This is a genomic window from Enterococcus sp. AZ011, assembly GCF_050548355.1.
In the GTDB taxonomy this organism is placed as follows: domain Bacteria; phylum Bacillota; class Bacilli; order Lactobacillales; family Enterococcaceae; genus Enterococcus; species Enterococcus faecalis.
The window spans coordinates 1,149,774-1,169,798 of record NZ_CP172959.1; the positions used below are offsets into that span (position 1 = coordinate 1,149,774).

Here is a 20,025-nt window from a genome sequence, read left to right on the forward strand (position 1 = left end):
CCATGAGAAAATTAATAAAAATAGTGATTGTTTTAAGTGTTAATATGCTCTATTTGTCATTGTCATCAACAAAAACAAAAGCAGAAGAAGTAGGCGCTTTAAAAATAAATAATCAAGTGATCTACCAAGATAATCAGCAGAAAAAAAACGTAGAAGTGAATTTCATTATTCCAGATTTGTTTTTACCGATAAAAGCAGAGAGAGAAAAAGAAGTCAATCAAAGTAAAGCGAGGGTTGTCAACGAAGCAAAAAATGATGTATTTAGGACAGAACAGAATGCAAAAACATTAGCAGTTGATAAAAAGGTAAGGCCTTTTCTGTTCAAAGAGACGGCAACGGTCACTTCTCCTGAAAGCGTTGAATCTCTTGAGGTTCAACGAGAAATATCCATAAACTTTTGGTTGTACAGTGGTATTTTTTTAGGAAGTATAGTTATTTTATTCGTTGGTGTTTTTCTAGGAAACCGTTTTTCATATCATCGTGCGCAAAGCGGAAATTAAGGAGTGAAAGAAACATGAACAAAAGAACATCGATTGGTATCGGCTTACATGTGTCGAATCAAATTATTGATTTGCAAATCCCTAATCAGGTATCAGTTGCACGTTTAAAAGAATTGTTACTCGAATCGTTTGAGATGTTGCCAAACCGTTTGCCAGCATCATTTGAATTGGTTGTTTTGAATAAACCAATTCATTTAGCTGACAATCAATTAATTGCAGATTATCCATTAGGGAATGGCGACCAACTAGTAGTAAAAGAAATTGTAAAGGAGACACATGGATGAGCGAGTTAAAGGATATTTCAGAGACAATCACGTTAGAAGCAACAAAAGAATATGTTCAAGTGACATTACAAGCAAATCAATATCAGTTAGAAAGACTAGAACAGTTTCAACAATTTTTAAAATCAAGTCGTGGATTTTTATCGGGAAAAATAATACAAGCAACGGAAGAAGCGTTAGTGATTCAATACCATAAGGATCAATATATGCAATCCATTTTACAAGCGATAAAAAAAATGGATCAATATGAGCGATTATTGTTAGCGCAAAGAGTTCATTATTTGGTTGATTTCTTAGGTACGCCGGTCCAACCCTTTATTCATCCAGAAAACATCTATATCTTGGGAGAAGAATTATTAATTGCTCATCGTGGTTTTATGCAGGTCATTGTGCCTTATTCAGCAGATGAAAGAGAATTTTTTAAACAATATCGAGCGCTGATTTTAGCAATCTTACATCCAAAGTATGAGTATGAACAATTGATTCAAGGGAATGGCACCCTGAAAGATACGCTATCTAAACAATTACAAGAGGCGAAAACAATCAATGAAATTGAGCAAATCATTGGTGAACAAATCATTCGTCAAAAAGCCAAGCGCGAAGCAGAAACCAAATTAGTGAGTAAAAAAAGTTATTTAACCTTTAAATGGGCCAGCTTAGTGTTATTGGCTTTAACGCTACTTTTTGCAACTACAACAGGGATTTATGTCTTAAAAAAATTACCAGCCCAAGAGCGAGTGAGTTTGGCAGAAGCGCAGTATATTTCTAATGACTATGCAAGTGTTACGAAAACATTAAAAGAAGATACACCAGAAGAATTGCCGATAGGAGCTAAGTATGTTGCTGCTGTTAGTTCTGTCCAACTAGATAATTTATCAAATGAACAAAAAACAGCAATTTTAAATAATTTATCTCAAAAATCTAGTGAAAATACCTTACTTTATTGGATTTATATTGGCAAAGGAGACTTTGAAAAATCATTAGATATTGCCCAAAATTTAGGCGATAACCAATATATATTACATGCCTATACAAAATTATATGATGCAACCAAAGCCAATAACAAAATGAACGGCGAGAAAAAACAAGCATTGTTAACAAAATATGAAGAAGCAATTGATAAATACATGAAAATCTTGGGAGGAAAAACGGATGACAACGAAAATCAGTAAAAAATTGGTCTCTGTGAATGATCAAATTCATACATCTAGCATGATTTATTTTGACATTTTTTATTTTGGTCCCCAACTTCTTCACCGTCAAATTACGGCTAAAAACCCAAGTGTTTCAATCAATCAACAATTATTTTTTTACGAAAATGAAGAATTATTCTGTAATGGTGAAACCTTTGATTCTGCTGAAAATTTTTCTGTTTTTCCCCACGAAGAATTAATTACTGTCACCACCAATAAACCGCAGAAAGATTTTTTAATTGCCTCTGCCAAAAATGCTGCGATTTCATTAGAAACAGATGCCATCATCAATATTACACTGGCACCAGAAACTGGGGAATATACAGCAACGATTTATCCCGGAGAAGATACGATTTACTACAATCATTATTTAGTTGAAAAAGGAAGCTATGCTTTTACAGTCGGTGATCAATTAGTTGTCAATGGCTTAATCATTGAAGTCCGGGAAAAACAATTAAAGTTAACAAGTCTAGGAGCTACATATTCCCTGAATCCTTGGCAAATTGTAGAAGAGGAGGTTATTCCAGAATATCCTGTCGATTTCCCGTCATTTCGACGAAGCCCACGGATTCACTTGAAGGAGCCAAAAAAACAAATAGAAATTGCTGCCCCAAAAGCCAAGCAAACAGAAGGGAAAAATGAACTGTTACGGACGATTGTCCCACCTTTAGGAATGGTCGTTTTGAGTGGCGCAACAAGCTTTTTAAGTGGGGGCAATCCAATTATGATGCTTAGTATGGGCGGAGCGAGTTTATTGACGGCTGGTTTTTCAGTCTCTAGTTATTTCACCAATAAAAAAGAAACAAAGCAAAAGAATATCGAACGGACAAATAGCTACGAACAATATTTAATACAAGAGAAAGCTCGTTTAAGTATACTGCAACAAGAACAAAAAGAGGCCTTGGAATATATGAATCCTGCCATGAATGAATTAGCCTTAATGACAAAAGAGTATCATGCGCGGATATATGAACGCATGATGACTAATGAAGATTTTTTGACAGTTCGCTTAGGAGTTGGTGAAATTTCTTCAAGTTTTACGACAAATTATCAGTCAACGGAAGATGATTCACTAAGTCAAGAAGCTGAAGAACAATTAGTATGGCCATATAAGCAATTAGAAAAGGCGCCGATTGTTGTGCCACTAATGGGACAAACCTTAGGATTGGCGGGAACACCTGCTGTTTTAAGGACAGCCATTCAAACGTTGTTATTTCAAGTGTCTGTTTTACATTCCTATCGTGACGTAGAGTTTGTTACTTTAGTACCAGAGGAAGATTATCAGAAAGATTGGCATTCTTGGCGTTGGTTGCCACACGTCAAAATCCGCAGTCTGAATTTGCGTGGGATTGTTCACGATCCTCAAACAAGGGATATGGTTTTAAATTCTTTCTATCAAATGATTACGAAACGTCGTCAACAAGTGCGCGAAGCCGGTAATGAAAAAGTTCACTTTCAACCACAGTACATTCTGTCGATTTTAGAGGAAAGTTGGTTGTCAGGGCATGGCTTAAATGAATTTTTAGCTGAAGATATGAGTCAATATGGTGTGACAGTTATTTGGGGAAAAGATGCTTTAAATATGTTACCAGAAACGACAACTACACTGATTGAGTATCAAAGTAGTGAAGCGGCGACTTTAATCAATCAAAATAATAAATATGTGAACCAAAACTTCGTTCCTAATCATTTACCGACTGCTTATCCGCTTGCTTATGCGATTCAGCGCTTGGCGAACTTGCAGCATGTGGAAGTGGAGAAAAATGCTATTCCTGAAGCAATTGACTTTTTAGAATTATATGATGTAAAGGAAATAAAGGATTTAAATGTAACAGACCGTTGGCAAAGAGCCGATACTTCTAAGTCTTTAGCAGTTCCTCTTGGCGTTCGTGGCAAAGATGACATTGTTTACTTGAACCTACATGAACGTGCCCATGGACCGCATGGACTTGTCGCAGGAACGACTGGCTCTGGTAAGTCTGAAATCGTTCAAAGTTATATGTTGTCATTAGCTGTTAATTTTGCTCCAGAAGATGTAGGTTTTTTACCTATTGATTTTAAAGGAGGCGGAATGGCTAACTTATTTGCAAAATTACCTCATTTGTTGGGTTCGATTACTAACTTAGATGGAGCTAGTTCAGCTAGAGCATTACAAAGTATTCGTGCAGAACTACAAAAACGGCAACGAAAATTTGGAGAATACGGGGTTAACCACATCAATGGTTATACGAAATTATATAAACAAGGAAAAGAAATTACTGACCCAGAAGAAAAGAAAAACTATCCAAGTGAGCCATTACCCCATTTATTTTTAATCAGCGATGAATTCGCTGAATTAAAAGCTAATGAACCAGATTTTATGGCAGAACTTGTCTCTACTGCACGGATTGGTCGTTCGTTAGGTGTACATTTAATTTTGGCGACACAAAAACCAAGCGGCGTAGTGGATGACCAAATCTGGTCAAACTCACGGTTTAAGCTGGCCTTAAAAGTTGCTGACGCCAATGATTCCAATGAGATTATTAAAACCCCAGATGCTGCTAGTATTACTCAACCGGGTCGTGCTTATTTGCAAGTAGGGAATAATGAAATTTACGAATTATTCCAATCTGCTTGGAGTGGTGCTAACTATGATCCATTCGCTACCAAAGAAGAAAAAGTGGATGAAAGGATTTGGTCAATTAATCAATTAGGACAATACGAATTATTAACTACCGACCTTTCCGAAGAAGAAGAGGTTTCTATTAAAACGGAGGAAGAGTTAACACAATTAGACGCAATTGTTGAAGAAATTGCCAAGCATGCGGAAGAAAGTCAAGCAACTTTACCAGAGAAACCTTGGTTACCTCCATTAGCAACAGAAATTGTTTCACCACTTTTTAAAACGCAATGGCAAGAACAACGAGAACTTTCTGTTCCTTTTGGTTTTATGGATATTCCAGCAAAACAAGAACAAGTCAATTTCAATTTCGATTTGCACGAATTAAATCATACTGCCTTATATGGTTCACCGGGGTTCGGTAAATCAACAGCTTTGCAAACCCTAGTAATGAACTTTGCTCGTAAAAATACACCAGAACAAGTTCAATTTAATTTGTTTGATTTTGGTACAAATGGGTTGTTACCATTGAAAAAATTACCACACGTTGCTGATTTAGTCCGTTTGGAAGAAGAGGAAAAATTAGTTAAATTCTTAAAACGAATTCGTAAAGAAATTCAAGAGCGTAAAGAGGCCTTTACTGAATACGGTGTTGCTAGTTTAAATCAATACGAAGAAAAATCAGGACAGAAATTACCAGTGATTGTTACGATTGTAGATGGGTTTGATGCAGTCAAAGAAAGCCCATTAGAAGATCCAATTGAATCTGTTTTAAATCAATTGCTACGAGAAGGAGCAAGTGTTGGCTTGTATACCATTATTACGGTCTTAAGAACAAATAGCTTTAAAATGAGTATGACAAGTAATATCCCAACACATATCGGTTTGTATTTAGTAGAAGAAGATGCGATTCGTGATGTTGTTGGACGAGAAGCTTTGATTCCACAAGAAATTATGGGACGTGCACAAGTGAAATTGGAACAGCCGCAAGAAATTCAAATCTATCTACCAACAGAAGGGGAAAATGATATCGCTCGTTTAAACCGTTTAGAACAAGAAATTGAAAAGATGAGCCAAAAATGGGGCGGTGAACGACCGCTACCAATCCCAATGTTACCGAAAACAATCGCTATGGCGAATCTATACAATCATCCACACGCTCAACAAATGCTGGAAAATATGGAGTTTCCTATTGCCTTTGATAAAGAAACGACTAACATAGTGGGCTTCAAACCAACGGAACACGGTTATTTTGTGATTGGGGATGATACACCACAACAAAATGAATCTGTTGAAAAAGTGATTATCGAAGACATGAAGCATTTTAGAGGGCGTGCCGAACGGATTATCTTTAACCATAGTGACCGTTTTGGCGGTTATGCAGATAGCTTTGATACGGTGATTGCAGGAACTGAATATGGAAGCTTTGTCAATGAATTATTACAGGAAATTGAACAACGACAAATGATTAGTGAGTATGAACCGATGTTGATTTATATTCCCGAAGCACAACAATTTGTTGAAAAATCCTTTATTAGTGCTGAAAACCTAAATATCCTACTGAAAAAAGGTAGCCAAGTCGCGATGTATTTTATTTTCCAAACCAATCAAAAATTATTGGAAAACAGTTTTAATGATGCCGATAAATTATTACGTGCTAATATCCCAGCGGGTATGGTTGGTACCAGACTCGCAGACCAAAGCTTTGTTAAAACGAAAAGTGATTATAATGAATCTGCCGTGGAATTGGATGAATCTCATTTCTTTGAAGGTCGAACAGCAATGCGGGTGAAGTTAGTAAGTGAATAAAAAGGAGTGGAATTATGAATAATGAATTCTCAAAATTAATTGATATGAAAAAGAGCGAAGAAGAAATTGAAACAAATCATTTTATTATCAAAGATAACATTTTAAGATTTGATCATTTAACTTTACAATTAAGTAACATTTCCAGAATATATGCTGGAACTAAGCGGATGAGAATTCCTGTGATGGCGATAAGCATTTTTGTTTTAGCTTTTGGAACTATTCGGTTTGAAGGATTACGTTGGATTAGTTTAATTATTATGGGATTGACAGGATTGTATATCTATATGGTTTATCAAAGACATCAAAGTAATAAAGAATATTTAATCTTTCAACTAAATTCTGGAGATAATTACTCCCTTTATTTTCAAGATGCTGAATTTTTAAACAAAGTCCGTAATGCAGTTGAAGCAGCATTCAATCACAAAAATATGTATTCAGAAATCAATATTGCGGAACAAAAAATTATTCAAGGAAATCACCATGTGATTCATGGCAACCAGGCCAACCTAAACACAGGGATTCAACAAGGCAATACAATGCATTCGAATAATCATGAAGAACATTCGTCAACTACTGTTGGGGATATCACAGATAGTACTATTCATCATTCGACATTTGGCAACCAGAATCATCAAAAAAATGAACAACCTGTTTATGATTGGCCGGTACTTGAAGCTAATTTTAAAGCAGTAATCACTTCATTGAAAAATGAAGACGAAACAAAACAAGTCAACAGGCAAGCGCTAAAAGCTGTTGAAAAAAAAGACGCAAAACAATTTGAGACAATCATTAAAATGAATCGGAAAATTTTTACGTCTAATCTATTTTTAAATACCGCTAGTGGTGTATTGGCTCAAGTGATTTCAACGATTTTAGGGATTCGGTAAAGGAGGAACCTCATGAGTGATGAAGCAATAAAAGCGCAAAAAAGAGCACTGGCAGCCGGAAAGCGTGCTGAAGCCAGTCATTTAAGTAGTCAGGTCAACATGGCACAAGCCAACAAAAATCAAATTGATCAGAAAATTCGAGAATTAGAAAAAGCAATTCGTGAATTAAGTCGAGAGATTCTTAGTATTCATCAATTGAAATCAACCGTTTCTAGTCAGTTAAAGAGTATTTCTGGAAGTAATTTTAAAGGCACACGACGGAATAAGTATAATGAAAAAGTTAGAAAAGTAGATAGTGATTTATCAAAATATGCCACAAAAAATCAAGAAAATTTACAAACGTTTCAACGGAAATTATCTAACTTACAAGAAGAAGCGCAACGTGAAGCCATGACAATCAGTTCATTAAATTCACAAATTTCGGCACTATTATCAATAGCAATGAGTTTGGATTCTTAATAAAGGAGTGAAAAAAATAATGAAAAGCGGTGTAAATTTATCGGAATGGACGCAATCTGTCAATAAAGCAAACAGCACAATTTCAGGAATTGGCAAAATGAAAACTGTATCTTTTTCTCAAACAAATGCTCGACCTTTTACAGAATTCAAAACAATGATAGAGCAAATCAATTCTTCTCTAGAAAGTTACAAAGAATTTGCAAAAGGAAGCACCAATAAAATGATTGCTGCCGGAAAAAATAAAGTCAATGATGATAAAGCGGGAGCTGCTACTATGAAAATTAGTCAATAAGGAGTGAAGAAAAATGAATCAACAACAAAAGGAGTTGTGGGTGGCTACTATAGAAAGTAGTAACCTGACTGGAGAAATAACAAAGGACACCATAAACGAACTCGGTTTAATTTTGGGCGGTCAACCCCAATTAGCTCAAAATATTTATCAAAGTTTCCTCAATCAAACCACAAGTTATGAACATAAACCAAGAATTGGCGCGATTATTCATATTAGTTTTGATTATGAAGAGGAAAGAGTCACTTTTGCTTGGTTAAAAAAACAAGTTGTATTGACCGTGCCACAATTTAAACGATTTATGGGTTTCGTTGATACAATTTTTACAGAAATCTATCCAATTGGAACCATTGTCGAATTAGATGAAGAATTATTAACCGAAGATGTTAAAGTGCTTTTTACTACAGATGAATTAGGTTTATTTGTTTCTGTTCAAGGGAGAAAATTAACCATTCCAGAAACGCAAATGATGATTGATTACGTAGGAACTTTATGGCCATTTGGATTACAAGCAGAGGTGGAGCCAATTTATTTTAACTCGGTCATGGTAAAACGAGTTATTTCAGAAGGGCCTACTAATGCATATGAGGAAAAGTTTACTTTTGAAGTTTTGAGAAAACAATTGGCGCAAGATGAAAAATATTCGTGTACGTATGTCTAATGAGGAGGTGGGCAAATGAAAATTAATATGCGTGAAGTAATGGAAGCTAAAAACAAAATTACTTCTTCCAGAAATAAACTACAAGCAGAAATCAATCGTGCCAAAAGAGATTGGAAAACAGTCCAAGGAAGTGATGCTTTATCTGGAAAAGTCAAAACAGCTATTAATGGTGAAATTGGTAATTACCAACTACCGATGCTAACCAATTATTATGATCTTTTACATACAATAGCACAAGAAATGGAAAAAACAATTAGTGATTTTAAAGCTAGTGTGAAGGAAAATAGTGAATCAGCCATCATCGATACAGATGCCTTAAATGAAGCAAAAGGAAAATTTTCAACACCGTTATCAAATTTTGCGAAATTAGATAAGAAAATTAGCAACATCTACAGTTCTGTAGCACATATCGTCCCTATTTCCGCGCCATCCAATCAATTTAATAAAAAAATGGAAGAGGCTAAGAAAATTTTGACGGAAACGCTGAAAGGCATGGACACTTTTAACGGACGCAAAGCAGGCAGTGCTGTCAAAGACAAACTAGCCCAACAATCTAGTCAAATCACGAAAGTCGGAGGATTAAGCTATACCAATCCCAAATCATTGGCAATATTTACGGATAAGACATTTAAAAATGAAATAAAAGAAGCGCATAAAACTGTAAAAAAAGAAGAAAAACTTGATTTTAAAAAAGAACATCCACTCATAGCAGCCATGAACGAGAATCTAACCGAAGCAGATTTGCAGGAATTGGATAAATTGATAAATAGTTCGTTGGCAGGTTCTATAAAAGAAGGGAAGCGGTGGACAAAGCATGTTAAAAACTTATACATTTCTTCCAGAATTAAACGAATGTCAGACGGCACTTTAGTCATCAAAAAAGCCGGGAAATGGTTGAGTAAGTTTGATAAACTAACCGGAATTGATAAATATATGAGAAAAGGCAAAGATTTTACTCGACTAAGCACCTCAGGAGGCTTAAAACAATTTACTGATTTAGGTGATTCATTACTGGATAAATTGAAGTTAGTGGATAAAAATGTTGTATTAAAAGGATCAAAACAAGCATTCAAAGAATCAGTTAAAGGAATTGGCAAAGGAACTTTAAAGAGTGCTGGTGGTGCGTTGAAAAAAAGCGTAATTTTTGGGATTAATGGTGTTGTGAAAGATGCCAAAGCATTAGTCAATGCAAAAGGTGCAGGAAAAATTGTGCCAGGGTTGAACATAGCTTTAGGAGCTGTAGATGTCGTTCAAGGAATAAGCAAGAGTGAAAAACAAGCCAGAAAAGACGGATTGAAAGGGCATGAAATTACCGCAAGTAAAGTTGGCGGTGCATTGGTGGATGTCGGGAAAGTGGCGGTGACAACAGCGGCGATAGGAGCGGCAGGTGCTGTAGCAGGATTTTTTGGCGCTCCTGTTGTGGTTGTTGTAGGAGCAGGTATGCTCGTAGGGGCATTGGCTGACTTTTCTATAAAAAAAAGCAAAGTTGTTGATAAAGCAAAGAAAGGTGTAAACTCCTTAGTAAAAGGAGTTTCAGGATGGTTTAAATGAATAAAATTATAGAGAATTTCATACCAGATTTTTATAAAAAAATTAGCAAGAAAGAATTTAAGATGAATTCGTTTTTATTAGCTGTAGGTGGTTACGGTACATTAATTACAATTCTATTAATCTTTCAATTGACTGATACAAGATCTATTTTTGACAATTCTTTTTCTAGAAATTTATTTGTAGGGATGACAGGAATATTATTAATAAATTTAATTTGTATATTTTTGTTTAAAAATAAGCATATACAAAAATATTTGGTAATAGTTGTCTATTTGTCTGGGGTAGTATTTTTATTTTTTATGCTTGCTACAGTAACGTTGTTGATAGAGAATTCTTTAGAAGTATTTTTAAAAGAAAGTATAGTTATTTTAATTGGAGTAGTAATTGGTTTTCTGTACAATTTATTTTTAGTAAAAATTTCTTTAAAAAAGCAAGATTTCTCAATTAGAGATTCATTTGCAAATTACTATATGAATATTTTAGGAGGAATAGGTACAATTATCTTATTATTATCGACAACAATTGATAATACAAAATTACTTTTTATAGGTGTGCCATTTGTTGTAATATCGTTATTATGTTTAAGCTTTTTTCACTTTTCACGAGTAGTAAGCTATTGGAAAAAAGAGTCAAATATAGAGTTAGATAAATCTATTTATGGAAATTCCATTGAAATAATGAAGAAAAGGAAAAATAAAAAGTAGTAACTACTATAAGTTTGGGGATTAACGGTGTCGTGAAAGATGCCAAGACCTTAGTCAATGCAAAGGGTGCAGGAAAAATTGTGCCAGGGTTGAACATAGCTTTAGGAGCTGTAGATGTCGTTCAAGGAATCAGCAAGAGTGAGAAACAAGCAAGAAAAGACGGATTGAGAGGGCATGAAATTACCGCAAGTAAAGTTGGCGGTGCATTGGTGGATGTCGGGAAGGTTGCAGCTGTGACAGCGACTGTCGGCTTTTTTGTTGCTGCATTACCAGCAACTGCTTCATTAACGGCAGTTGTTGGTGTAGGAATAGGAAATTCATTTTGAAAAAAACAAATGCAATTAATATAGCAAAAAAGGGAGTGAACTCAATGATAAAAGGAATTTCAGGGTGGTTTAAATGAAATCTATCATAAAGCATTTTGTCCCAAATAACTTTAAAAAGCAAAAAGAATTATTATTTTCAAACGCGTCCTTCATTAAAGTTATGATAGGCTATGGAATATCGTTAACTTTTCTATTGATAATTTACGGAACGATTGGGAATAAAAATGATTTCACAGAAAATAAAGGGTTTTTATATTTTCAAATAATATATTCTGTGATAGTGATTCTTATCAACGGAATAAGTTATATACAATTTAAAAAGATAAAACTACAAAAATATTTAGTTCTCGTTGTATACTTTTCAGGCGTTTTAGGAATTTTTAGCGGGATAGCATTGTTATCTCTAATAACAGATAGACCGCTTCATAACTTTGTTGTAGGTATGATTGTGATATTTATTGGATGGATTTTAGAGCTACTTGTACATGCTCTTTTGGTTTGGTGGTCGTTGAAACGAAATAACCTTAAATTGATAGCTGCAGCTACTAATTATTTTTCGAACGTTATTGGTATTTTGGGGATATCATTAGCAATAATCTCTTATGTTACAGAAAAAGAAAATTTATTTTTTCTTGCAGCATGTTTAATTGTAATGGTTGTTCTATTTTTCGTAACTTTTGATTTTCAACGAGTATATGAATATTGGAAAACCCAAAAAAATGAAGATGTTTCTGCATATGGAAATTCAATTGAAATGATGAAGAACAAGAAAACAAAAAAATAAAAACATTTCTTCCAGAATTAAACGAATGTCAGACGGCACTTTAGTCATCAAAAAAGCCGGGAAATGGTTGAGTAAGTTTGATAAACTAACCGGAATTGATAAATATATGAGAAAAGGCAAAGACTTTACTCGGCTAAGCACCTCAGGAGGCTTAAAACCAGCCTTCTAAGATTCAGTCAAAGGAATTGGTAGGTATTGAAAAATTTAAAAATAGATCGATTTTAGGAAATTAATTTAATGAAAAGAGGGAAGAAGATGATTGAAAAAGTATCATTGGAAATGAACAATTTAGTGTATATTGAAAAACGAGCAACAACAGATCAATTAGTGGATTTAATTTTACAATCAGAAGAATTAACTTATGAAGAAGGTTTTTATAAAAATGGACCAACATTGATTGAACTAAAACCAACTGAATTAAGTGAAGAACAACAAACGTATAAATTTTATATTCCTGTGAATGAGCCAGTTGAAAGTGGCGAGATTTTTACTGTAGAAAATATTCATTATGATCATCTAGTTCGTAAAAGAATTCCTTTTGATGATGAACTTGGTGCTAATATTGAGGAAATGACGGATTACTTGCTGGAACAAAAGATTGAATTTGACGATAAATTATTGTTGGTAATGACCTTAGTTTATGATGAATATTGGGTAGATGTTTTAATCCCAACAAAAGAGTAGGTGAAAAAATGAGAAAAACAATTGGCTATAAACAATCATTACATTATCAAAATGTCATCAGTCGTTATTATGTAACGACTTCAGAGGAGATGGGTCGTTGTTTAGAAGATGCTTTGGAAACAATTTTTGAAGCAGATTATTCTTTATCAGACAGCTTTTTCTATTCAATGAATTCTGACATTCGTGAAGAAGAATTGCTGATTCAAGTTTTTTTACCTGTCAATGAAGAATGCCAAGAGAATCTTCCAGCAGAATATCGTTTCCAATCTTATTTTCAGGTGAACAATATGTTAGCAACTAGAGCAAAAGGCGATAAGTTATCTGAATTCTCTAAAGCATTAGAAGAGTTAATCACTATAGTTGTTCAGGAAGATTTGACAATTGTTTCACCAATTTTCTATTGTCCGCAAGTAATAGATAATAAGGTATACACTGATTTGATGATTGGTATTAAATAGTTTTGAACTGATTAGAGTTTTCTCGTAAGGAAAGAGAAGATAAAAGTTTATAAATGAGGAAGAGATATTTGAAGTGAGACTGACTAAGGCAGATGGGTACAAAAAAATTGGTATAGGACTAGGTGTTATTTTTGTCACACTTATTTGCTTGGTATGGTTTTACTTTTCACTCTATAAAAATCCAGTGACAAGTAATATAAATTTTTTTGTTTTTTTAACAGTAGTGGCTATACTAATCAGTGCTTTATCCTTACTTAAATTAATATGTATGTTTGCTTTTTTGATAATCGAAACCGGGATTAATGAGACTAAGTATATCAGAAAATATGGTGGCATTTTATATAGAATGGACAGTCATGGTTTGTCATATCATGAAAAGGGATTTCTAATAGTGCGTAGTTGGTCGGAGGTCATTGATGTAGGACTTTTCAGACAAATGGAAAGTGAAGTTATTTATAATTATCAAATAAAATTTAGTGATGATGATAGACACACTTTTGATTTAAGAGGGAATTATCCAACGATAGCATTCAAAGAAAAAATTGAAGAATTCTGGTTTAAATACAATAGCTAAATTAATCTTCATTCCCCCTCCTAGAAAACACAAAACCGTGGTACAATAACTTACGTAATAGACACACCTACTCCGAATGTCAAAAAAGGGCAGAAAAGTAGACAAGAAATTGTTTAAGGAGTAAAGTAAACTTACTTAAAATTTTGGGGGAAATAAAATGTATGATGTAATTATCATTGGTGCCGGTCCTGCTGGGATGACGGCAGCACTTTATGCATCACGGTCCAATCTTTCTGTATTGATGATTGAACGCGGTGCGCCTGGTGGGCAAATGAACAACACTGCTGAGGTAGAGAATTACCCAGGCTTTGATTCTATTATGGGTCCAGAATTGGCCTATAAAATGTATGAAAATGTAGAAAAATTTGGTACGGAAAATGCGTATGGTATTGTGATGGGCATCGAAGACCACGGATCCTATAAAGAAGTGATTTGTGATGACAAATCTTATGAAGCTAAAGCGGTAATTATTGCAACAGGCTGTGAACACCGAAAATTGGGTGTAAAAGGCGAAGAAGAATTTGCTGGCCGTGGTGTTTCTTATTGTGCCGTTTGTGACGGTGCCTTCTTTAAAAATAAACGCTTAGTAGTTGTTGGTGGCGGCGATTCTGCAGTTGAAGAAGCAATCTATTTAACACAATTTGCTTCTGAAGTAGTGATTGTTCACCGTCGTGATGAATTGCGTGCGCAAAAAATCATTCAAGATCGTGCCTTTGCAAATGAAAAGATTTCCTTTGTTTGGGATACAGTTGTCGAAGAAATTGTTGGCAATGAAATGGTCGTGACAGGTGTGAAAGCACGGAATGTCAAAACAGATGAAGTTTCTGAAATTGAAGCAAACGGCGTGTTCATTTACGTGGGGCTAGATCCATTAACAGAACCATTTAAGAAAGCTGGTATTACGAATGAGGCTGGTTGGATTGAAACAGACCAAGAAATGAGAACAAAAATTCCTGGTGTTTATGCCATTGGTGATGTCCGTGAAAAAACATTGCGTCAAATCACGACAGCGGTCGGTGAAGGCGGTATTGCTGGACAACAAGTATTTAACTATATTGAAGAACTAAAATAAAAAAATGCTTTTGCCTTTAATAATAAGGGCAAAAGCATTTTTTAATAGGTTCCTTTAATGACAAAATAAGAGCCGCGAATGGTTCCAGCTAATTTTGATTTTTGACGAGCAAATTTGAATTTTCCTTCAAATTCTGCAGGGATTGCCATACCATCTGAAAGTTTAAACCCAACGGCGCGTTTGCCTTCCTCAGCTAATGTGTACATCACGTTAACTGCTAAGCCGTTTTCATAAAATACATAGGCCATTTTTATGCCATCTAAAGTGAAAGAAGAAATTTCAAGTGGCTTGTACGGGAAATGTAATTCTCGTTCTAATAAAATTTTTTCAATCCAGGCCAATGTTTCTGGAGCTTCAGAGGCAGGGACGGTCGTAAAGCGATGTTTGTATTTATTCCAAAAATAGCGAGCTTCATTCGCTCTTAGTCCAGCAAGGGCAGGTGCCACTGGTGAACTTTCTAAACCAATAGTGGCTACTTCTTTAAAATCAACTGTATAAACCATGAATTGATACTCCCATCTTTTCTTTTAAACTAAGTATAACGGTAGCAGGGGTAACGAACAATTATTATTACTTAAAAGAATGAAATTGGGACAGAACGATCGGCTTCGGAAAATGTTAAGGTTTCCGAATGCGTAGGTTCTGTCCCAAAGAGTATTTTAAGATTTGGTTATTTCGTGATAAGTTATACGCTTGTGCTTATTCGTTGGCATCTAAGGTAACTTTTTCATCTGCCGTAGTTGTTTTAACATCTACTGTATAAACAAGTTTATTGTTATTTTTGGTTAACTTCCAAGTCAAAATACGTGGAGAAAGTCCTCCAACTTCTTTTTTTGCTTTGGCTAAAACGTCGTTAACAGCGCCTAATTCTTTGACTTCAGCAGCTGAAAAGGCTGTCTCGTTTTCTCCAAGTTGATTTGCTTCAGTATTTTTGGTGACTTTTCCTGTTTCAGGATTCACGTAAAGTGTTTCTGTATCGTTAGTAAAGATATAGCTGTAGTCACTTGCTGGTTCTGTATCAAATTGGACATTTACTAATGGTTTGCTGTTGCCAGCTTCTTTTTCATAGATTTCAGCAGCTTGCTGCAAACTAACTTTGTACTTAGTATCAGTGACAGCATCTTTTCCTATGCCACAACTAGCTAAAATAAAAATAGCTCCTAAAAGTGAAAAAAATAGTAAAAATGGTTTTTTTAACATGAAATTACCTCGTTTCTTTTTATTAAGCATTCACAATCATTTAGTATACGGTGGTTTTATAAAAATTACAAACAAAAAATAATCCTTTAAGAGAAATTAAAGGATTATTTTTTGTTATTTATTCTGCACGTAAAGCAACTGCCGCATCTTTTTTCGCTGCCATTCGGGCAGGAATATGGCCACCAATCATGGTTAAGATTGTGCTAATTACAATCAAAATAATCCCGTGAATTGGATTTAAGGTGGCAACATTTTCTAAATCAGTCAGGTTATAGAGCACTGCATTGATCGGAAATGTTGCGAGAAAGGCAATCACAACACCAAGAATACCAGAGGCAACGCCTAAAATAGCAGTTTCGGCATCGAACACCCGGGTAATATCTTTTTTACGAGCTCCTAACGCTTTCAGGATACCGATTTCTTTGGTCCGCTCAATGACAGAAGTATAGGTGATAATCCCAATCATAATCATACTTGTAACAAGGGAAATCCCAGCAAATGCAATCAGCACATAAGTGATGGCATCCATTAAACCACCTGTTAAGCGGGTCATTGTTCCAGCTAAATCAGAATAGATGATTTGGTCTTTTTTATCTTTTCCTTTGTTATAAGCATCTAAATAATCAAGAATTTTATCTTTTGATTTGAAGTCGTTTGGATAAATCATAATACTTGAAGGGATTTCATTCGCTCCTAAATAAGACAACAGGTTTTCTTTCGCGGAAGCATCTAATGTTTCGTTAGTCATAACGTTAGTGTTGCTGGCTTCTTGCGCTTTAACAATATCAGAGGTTTTGTTTTTGGCAATCATATTAGTTGAAAGTGCATCGCTATAAGCAATTCCAGGTGCTAATAGATTCATTGTTGAAGAATCTTTAATTCGCAAAATCCCTGAAATTGTTAATTCAGTATTTTCTGGGTTATCGTAAACAGCTTGCAAATCTTGGTTAGGAATGAAGTTGCCTGTCGGTAATTTGGTGTAAAATGCATTATTATTGGCTAACTTCATTTTTGTGCCGACAATGTCTGAAAAGGCAATCTTTTGATTATCTTTCGCGTCAAAGCCAAGATTTTTTAAAGCATTAATATTGGTGGTATTGTTACTATCAACGATTAAAACGACATCGGTTTCTTTTTCTGGATAATTTCCTTCAAGCAACGAGTAATTGTCTTTTAAGAAATTGTTTTTTCCATTTTCTAGTTGTTTAGGAAAAGCAGAAACGCCGACGCCAGTTTGGGCAGCCATCATAGAAGCCATCGCGTTTGATTGGCCGTCGGGTGCATCGTTTGAAAATTTGACAGCTTGTGCTTTCCCGTTGATTTCTCTTAATAAGTTCATATTAACTAGACGAGTATAGCCGATATTATTACTTAATTCAGGATCAATGTGATTGACATAGTCAATAAACTTTTGATCAATTAAATTCGTGTGTTGCGCACGGTCCGCATCGCTAATTTTAGCAGTCACTTCTTTTTCTTTCGGGAAGGTGCCTTTTTTGTCCTGATTATTGAAACTTTCTGGATCTTGATCGGTCGCTATTTTAGAAATGGTAATCGGAAATTGCGCTAACGTTTCCGACTGAGTTTTATCAATTTGTTTCTGGAATCCTGTTGAAAGAGAAAGGACAATCGCAATACTGATAATTCCGATACTTGAAGCAAAGGCGGTTAAAAAAGTTCGCCCTTTTTTAGTGCGGATATTATTAAAAGATAAACGCAGCGCAGTCGTGAATTTCATTTTGGTGCGTTTCAATTCGAAAGGTTCTTTTTTTTCATGTTCAATATGAGGACGCGAGTCATGACGAATTTGGCCATCTGAAAATTCAATAATTCGATCAGCGTATTCGTGAGCTAATTCAGGATTGTGGGTCACCATAATAACTAATTTTTCTTTCGAAAGTTCTTGGATAAGTGCCATAATTTGCAGACTGGTTTCTGAATCCAATGCACCAGTTGGTTCATCACAAAGTAAAATATCGGGATCATTAGCTAAAGCGCGAGCAATGGCAACCCGTTGCATTTGACCGCCAGATAATTGGGAAGGTTTTTTATGGATATGGTCCTTCAAACCGACACGGATGAGTGCATCTTCGGCTTTTTGGCGTCTTTCTGCTTTTGAAATACCACTCAGTGTCATACCAAGCTCAACATTATCCAAAATCCCCTGATGACTAATTAAGTTGTAACTTTGAAAAATAAAACCAATTGAGTTATTCCGATAAGCATCCCAGTCGGCTTCTTTAAAATTTTTTGTTGATTTGCCGTTAATGATTAAGTCACCAGAATCGTAATTGTCCAATCCGCCAATCACATTCAACATCGTCGTTTTACCAGAGCCGCTGGGACCCAGAATGGCTACAAATTCTTGTTTTCGAAAAGCGACAGAGACGCTATCTAAAGCTTTAGTGGTCGTTCCGCCGACAGTATAATATTTTTTTATCTCTTTGAGTTCTAGCATATTTTTCGCATCCTTCTTCCAATTTATCAACAACACAACCTTAAGTTAGTGTATAACGTAACATAATAGTTAACAAAAATCAATCATTACCATTTGATAATCAAGTGAATTTAGTATACACTAGGTGGGAAACGAGGGAGAACATATGGATAAAGAGAAGCATTCATCAAATTTAGATATTAGTGTCTTTACTGAAATTTTTTCATATATGAGCCAATTGCTTTTTAAAGACCTAGACTTGGAGGATCTAAAATTAACCAAGTTAGACATGTTAATTTTATTAATTGTGGCAACAAATGAAGGAATTAGTATGACGGAGTTAGCCAACCAAGTAGGAACGTCGAAAGTTCAAGTGAGTCGCTCTATTGCGGGGTTAGAAGAACGAGCGATTGTTCAACGTCGCCATAATCAAGAAAATCGCCGCGTGGTTAATGTTTATACGACAAAAGAAGGCGAGAAGCTCTTTAAGCAAAAAGAAAATCAAGTAAAACAGCAACTATCTGAAACGCTTAGTGTTCTTTCGTTAGAGGATTATCAAGAAGTCAATCAACACTTTTTGGCGGTCATGAAAATTTTGTCCAATTATCAAGCGCTACGAAGAAAAACGTGTAAGGAAAACAACGCCAAAAAATAAAAAACATCGTTTGGGTATAAACCAAACGATGTTTTTTTCTAGCCTTTGACAGAGCCGGAAGTCACGCCTTCTACATAGAAACGTTGCATTAATATAAATAAAATAGTAATTGGAATGGCAATTAGCACACATCCTGCTGTAAAAGCCATGAATAGTGAATTGGCTGTTGATTTGGTCATCATCGAAAAGAGACCAATCGCAACGGTGTAATTTTCAACTTTATCACCCATAATAACTTTTGCGAAAATAAAATCCATCCAAGGACCCATGAAGGCGGTTAAAGAAGTATAGACAATAATTGGTTTCGACAATGGCAACGTAATTTTTGTGAAAATTTGCCACTTGTTGGCACCGTCAATCATAGCCGACTCGTCTAAAGCCATCGGAATGGTATCGAAGAACCCTTTGGCGATGTAAAAACCTAGCGCCGAGCCTGCAGAGTAAACCAGAATTAAAGCGAATAAACTTTCAGTTAAATTTAAGGCTTTTAAAATATAGTAAACGGCAATCATACTCATAAAACCAGGGAACATATTTAAAACGAGCGCCACTTTTAAAAATGGTTTTCTTAAGCGGAAACGCAACCGTGACAGCGCATAAGCCATTGCGATTGTAATAAAAGTTGATAACAGACAGCTTGCGATGGAAACGAACAAGGTGTTCAAAAACCAACGGACAAAGGGGAAGTTGCCAGTCTGATTTGTTAATAATACTTTATAGTTTTCTAAAGTGAATGTTTTGGGAATGATATAGGGAACAAATGCACCGCCTTCGCCACGAAAACTTGTTAAGATAATCCACACAATGGGGAACATCCAAAAAACTGCTAAAATGGTTAGAATGATGTAAACGCTGGTAAGTGCAGTGCGTTGTTTTTTCTGGTAACTTTTTGCTTTAGCCAT

21 protein-coding genes and 1 pseudogene are annotated in these 20,025 nt (G+C 35.2%); 18 read left to right on the forward strand and 4 right to left on the reverse strand.

What is annotated here, in order from left to right; all coding sequences use genetic code 11:
* Positions 1-2: 2 nt before the first annotated feature.
* From IGL36_RS05620 to trxB, 17 genes and pseudogenes are all read left to right on the forward strand, one after another.
* A complete protein-coding gene (locus IGL36_RS05620) occupies positions 3-500 on the forward strand; it encodes a hypothetical protein (protein ID WP_002357796.1) in 498 nt (165 codons plus the stop codon).
* A gap of 14 nt (positions 501-514) precedes the next feature.
* Entirely contained in the window at positions 515-784 is a 270-nt protein-coding gene (locus IGL36_RS05625) for an EsaB/YukD family protein (RefSeq protein ID WP_002357795.1), read from the forward strand.
* Entirely contained in the window at positions 781-1,953 is a 1,173-nt protein-coding gene (gene essB, locus IGL36_RS05630) for a type VII secretion protein EssB (RefSeq protein ID WP_002385952.1), read from the forward strand. The genes IGL36_RS05625 and essB overlap by 4 nt, the downstream gene beginning before the upstream one ends.
* Entirely contained in the window at positions 1,934-6,382 is a 4,449-nt protein-coding gene (essC, locus tag IGL36_RS05635; protein ID WP_002398224.1) for a type VII secretion protein EssC, read from the forward strand. The genes essB and essC overlap by 20 nt, the downstream gene beginning before the upstream one ends.
* A gap of 14 nt (positions 6,383-6,396) precedes the next feature.
* On the forward strand, positions 6,397-7,269 hold the full coding sequence (locus IGL36_RS05640) for a DUF6232 family protein (RefSeq protein WP_002385950.1): 873 nt from the start codon (positions 6,397-6,399) through the stop codon (positions 7,267-7,269).
* 12 nt (positions 7,270-7,281) lie between these two features.
* Positions 7,282-7,728, forward strand: a complete 447-nt coding sequence (locus tag IGL36_RS05645) for a YwqH-like family protein (RefSeq protein WP_002357790.1) — start codon at positions 7,282-7,284, stop codon at positions 7,726-7,728.
* Between the two features lie 19 nt (positions 7,729-7,747).
* Complete coding sequence (locus IGL36_RS05650) at positions 7,748-8,020, forward strand: hypothetical protein (RefSeq protein WP_002398225.1); 273 nt, start codon at positions 7,748-7,750, stop codon at positions 8,018-8,020.
* A 13-nt stretch (positions 8,021-8,033) separates the two neighbouring features.
* Positions 8,034-8,678, forward strand: a complete 645-nt coding sequence (locus IGL36_RS05655) for a DUF4176 domain-containing protein (RefSeq protein WP_002398226.1) — start codon at positions 8,034-8,036, stop codon at positions 8,676-8,678.
* 15 nt (positions 8,679-8,693) lie between these two features.
* Positions 8,694-10,229 carry a T7SS effector LXG polymorphic toxin gene (locus IGL36_RS05660; protein WP_002398227.1) on the forward strand — a complete coding sequence of 512 codons (1,536 nt, stop codon included), beginning with the start codon at positions 8,694-8,696 and terminating at the stop codon, positions 10,227-10,229.
* Complete coding sequence (locus IGL36_RS05665) at positions 10,226-10,933, forward strand: hypothetical protein (RefSeq protein WP_002365574.1); 708 nt, start codon at positions 10,226-10,228, stop codon at positions 10,931-10,933. Before IGL36_RS05660 ends, IGL36_RS05665 begins: the two co-directional genes overlap by 4 nt.
* A gap of 8 nt (positions 10,934-10,941) precedes the next feature.
* Positions 10,942-11,336: pseudogene (locus tag IGL36_RS05670) on the forward strand (hypothetical protein); the annotation flags it as partial.
* Positions 11,333-12,043, forward strand: a complete 711-nt coding sequence (locus IGL36_RS05675; protein ID WP_002398229.1) for a hypothetical protein — start codon at positions 11,333-11,335, stop codon at positions 12,041-12,043. The pseudogene IGL36_RS05670 and the gene IGL36_RS05675, both read left to right, overlap by 4 nt.
* Positions 12,044-12,068: 25 nt before the next feature.
* Entirely contained in the window at positions 12,069-12,212 is a 144-nt protein-coding gene (locus tag IGL36_RS05680) for a hypothetical protein (RefSeq protein ID WP_002398230.1), read from the forward strand.
* A gap of 68 nt (positions 12,213-12,280) precedes the next feature.
* Entirely contained in the window at positions 12,281-12,727 is a 447-nt protein-coding gene (locus tag IGL36_RS05685; protein ID WP_002398231.1) for a hypothetical protein, read from the forward strand.
* A gap of 8 nt (positions 12,728-12,735) precedes the next feature.
* Positions 12,736-13,185: a DUF5085 family protein gene (locus IGL36_RS05690; protein WP_002357782.1), complete on the forward strand. Its 450-nt coding sequence runs from the start codon at positions 12,736-12,738 to the stop codon at positions 13,183-13,185.
* A gap of 73 nt (positions 13,186-13,258) precedes the next feature.
* Positions 13,259-13,759, forward strand: coding sequence for a hypothetical protein (locus IGL36_RS05695; RefSeq protein WP_002398232.1), 501 nt, complete (start codon positions 13,259-13,261; stop codon positions 13,757-13,759).
* 157 nt (positions 13,760-13,916) lie between these two features.
* Positions 13,917-14,831, forward strand: a complete 915-nt coding sequence (gene trxB / locus IGL36_RS05700; protein WP_002357780.1) for a thioredoxin-disulfide reductase — start codon at positions 13,917-13,919, stop codon at positions 14,829-14,831.
* Between the two features lie 41 nt (positions 14,832-14,872).
* Here trxB and IGL36_RS05705 read toward each other — a convergent pair whose 3' ends face one another.
* From IGL36_RS05705 to IGL36_RS05715, 3 genes are all read right to left on the reverse strand, one after another.
* Entirely contained in the window at positions 14,873-15,334 is a 462-nt protein-coding gene (locus tag IGL36_RS05705) for a hypothetical protein (RefSeq protein ID WP_002355960.1), read from the reverse strand.
* 196 nt (positions 15,335-15,530) lie between these two features.
* The gene (gene camE / locus IGL36_RS05710) at positions 15,531-16,031 is read right to left on the reverse strand and encodes a plasmid sex pheromone cAM373 precursor (protein WP_002364291.1); all 501 of its coding nucleotides are present in this window, start codon (positions 16,029-16,031) and stop codon (positions 15,531-15,533) included.
* Positions 16,032-16,149: 118 nt separating this feature from the next.
* Complete coding sequence (locus IGL36_RS05715; RefSeq protein ID WP_002371836.1) at positions 16,150-18,489, reverse strand: ATP-binding cassette domain-containing protein; 2,340 nt, start codon at positions 18,487-18,489, stop codon at positions 16,150-16,152.
* Between the two features lie 124 nt (positions 18,490-18,613).
* On the opposite strand from IGL36_RS05715, the gene IGL36_RS05720 reads away from it, so the two are divergent.
* Complete coding sequence (locus IGL36_RS05720) at positions 18,614-19,123, forward strand: MarR family winged helix-turn-helix transcriptional regulator (RefSeq protein ID WP_002365578.1); 510 nt, start codon at positions 18,614-18,616, stop codon at positions 19,121-19,123.
* 38 nt (positions 19,124-19,161) lie between these two features.
* Here the strand turns inward: IGL36_RS05720 and IGL36_RS05725 are convergent, their stop codons facing one another.
* Entirely contained in the window at positions 19,162-20,025 is an 864-nt protein-coding gene (locus IGL36_RS05725; RefSeq protein WP_002360454.1) for a sugar ABC transporter permease, read from the reverse strand.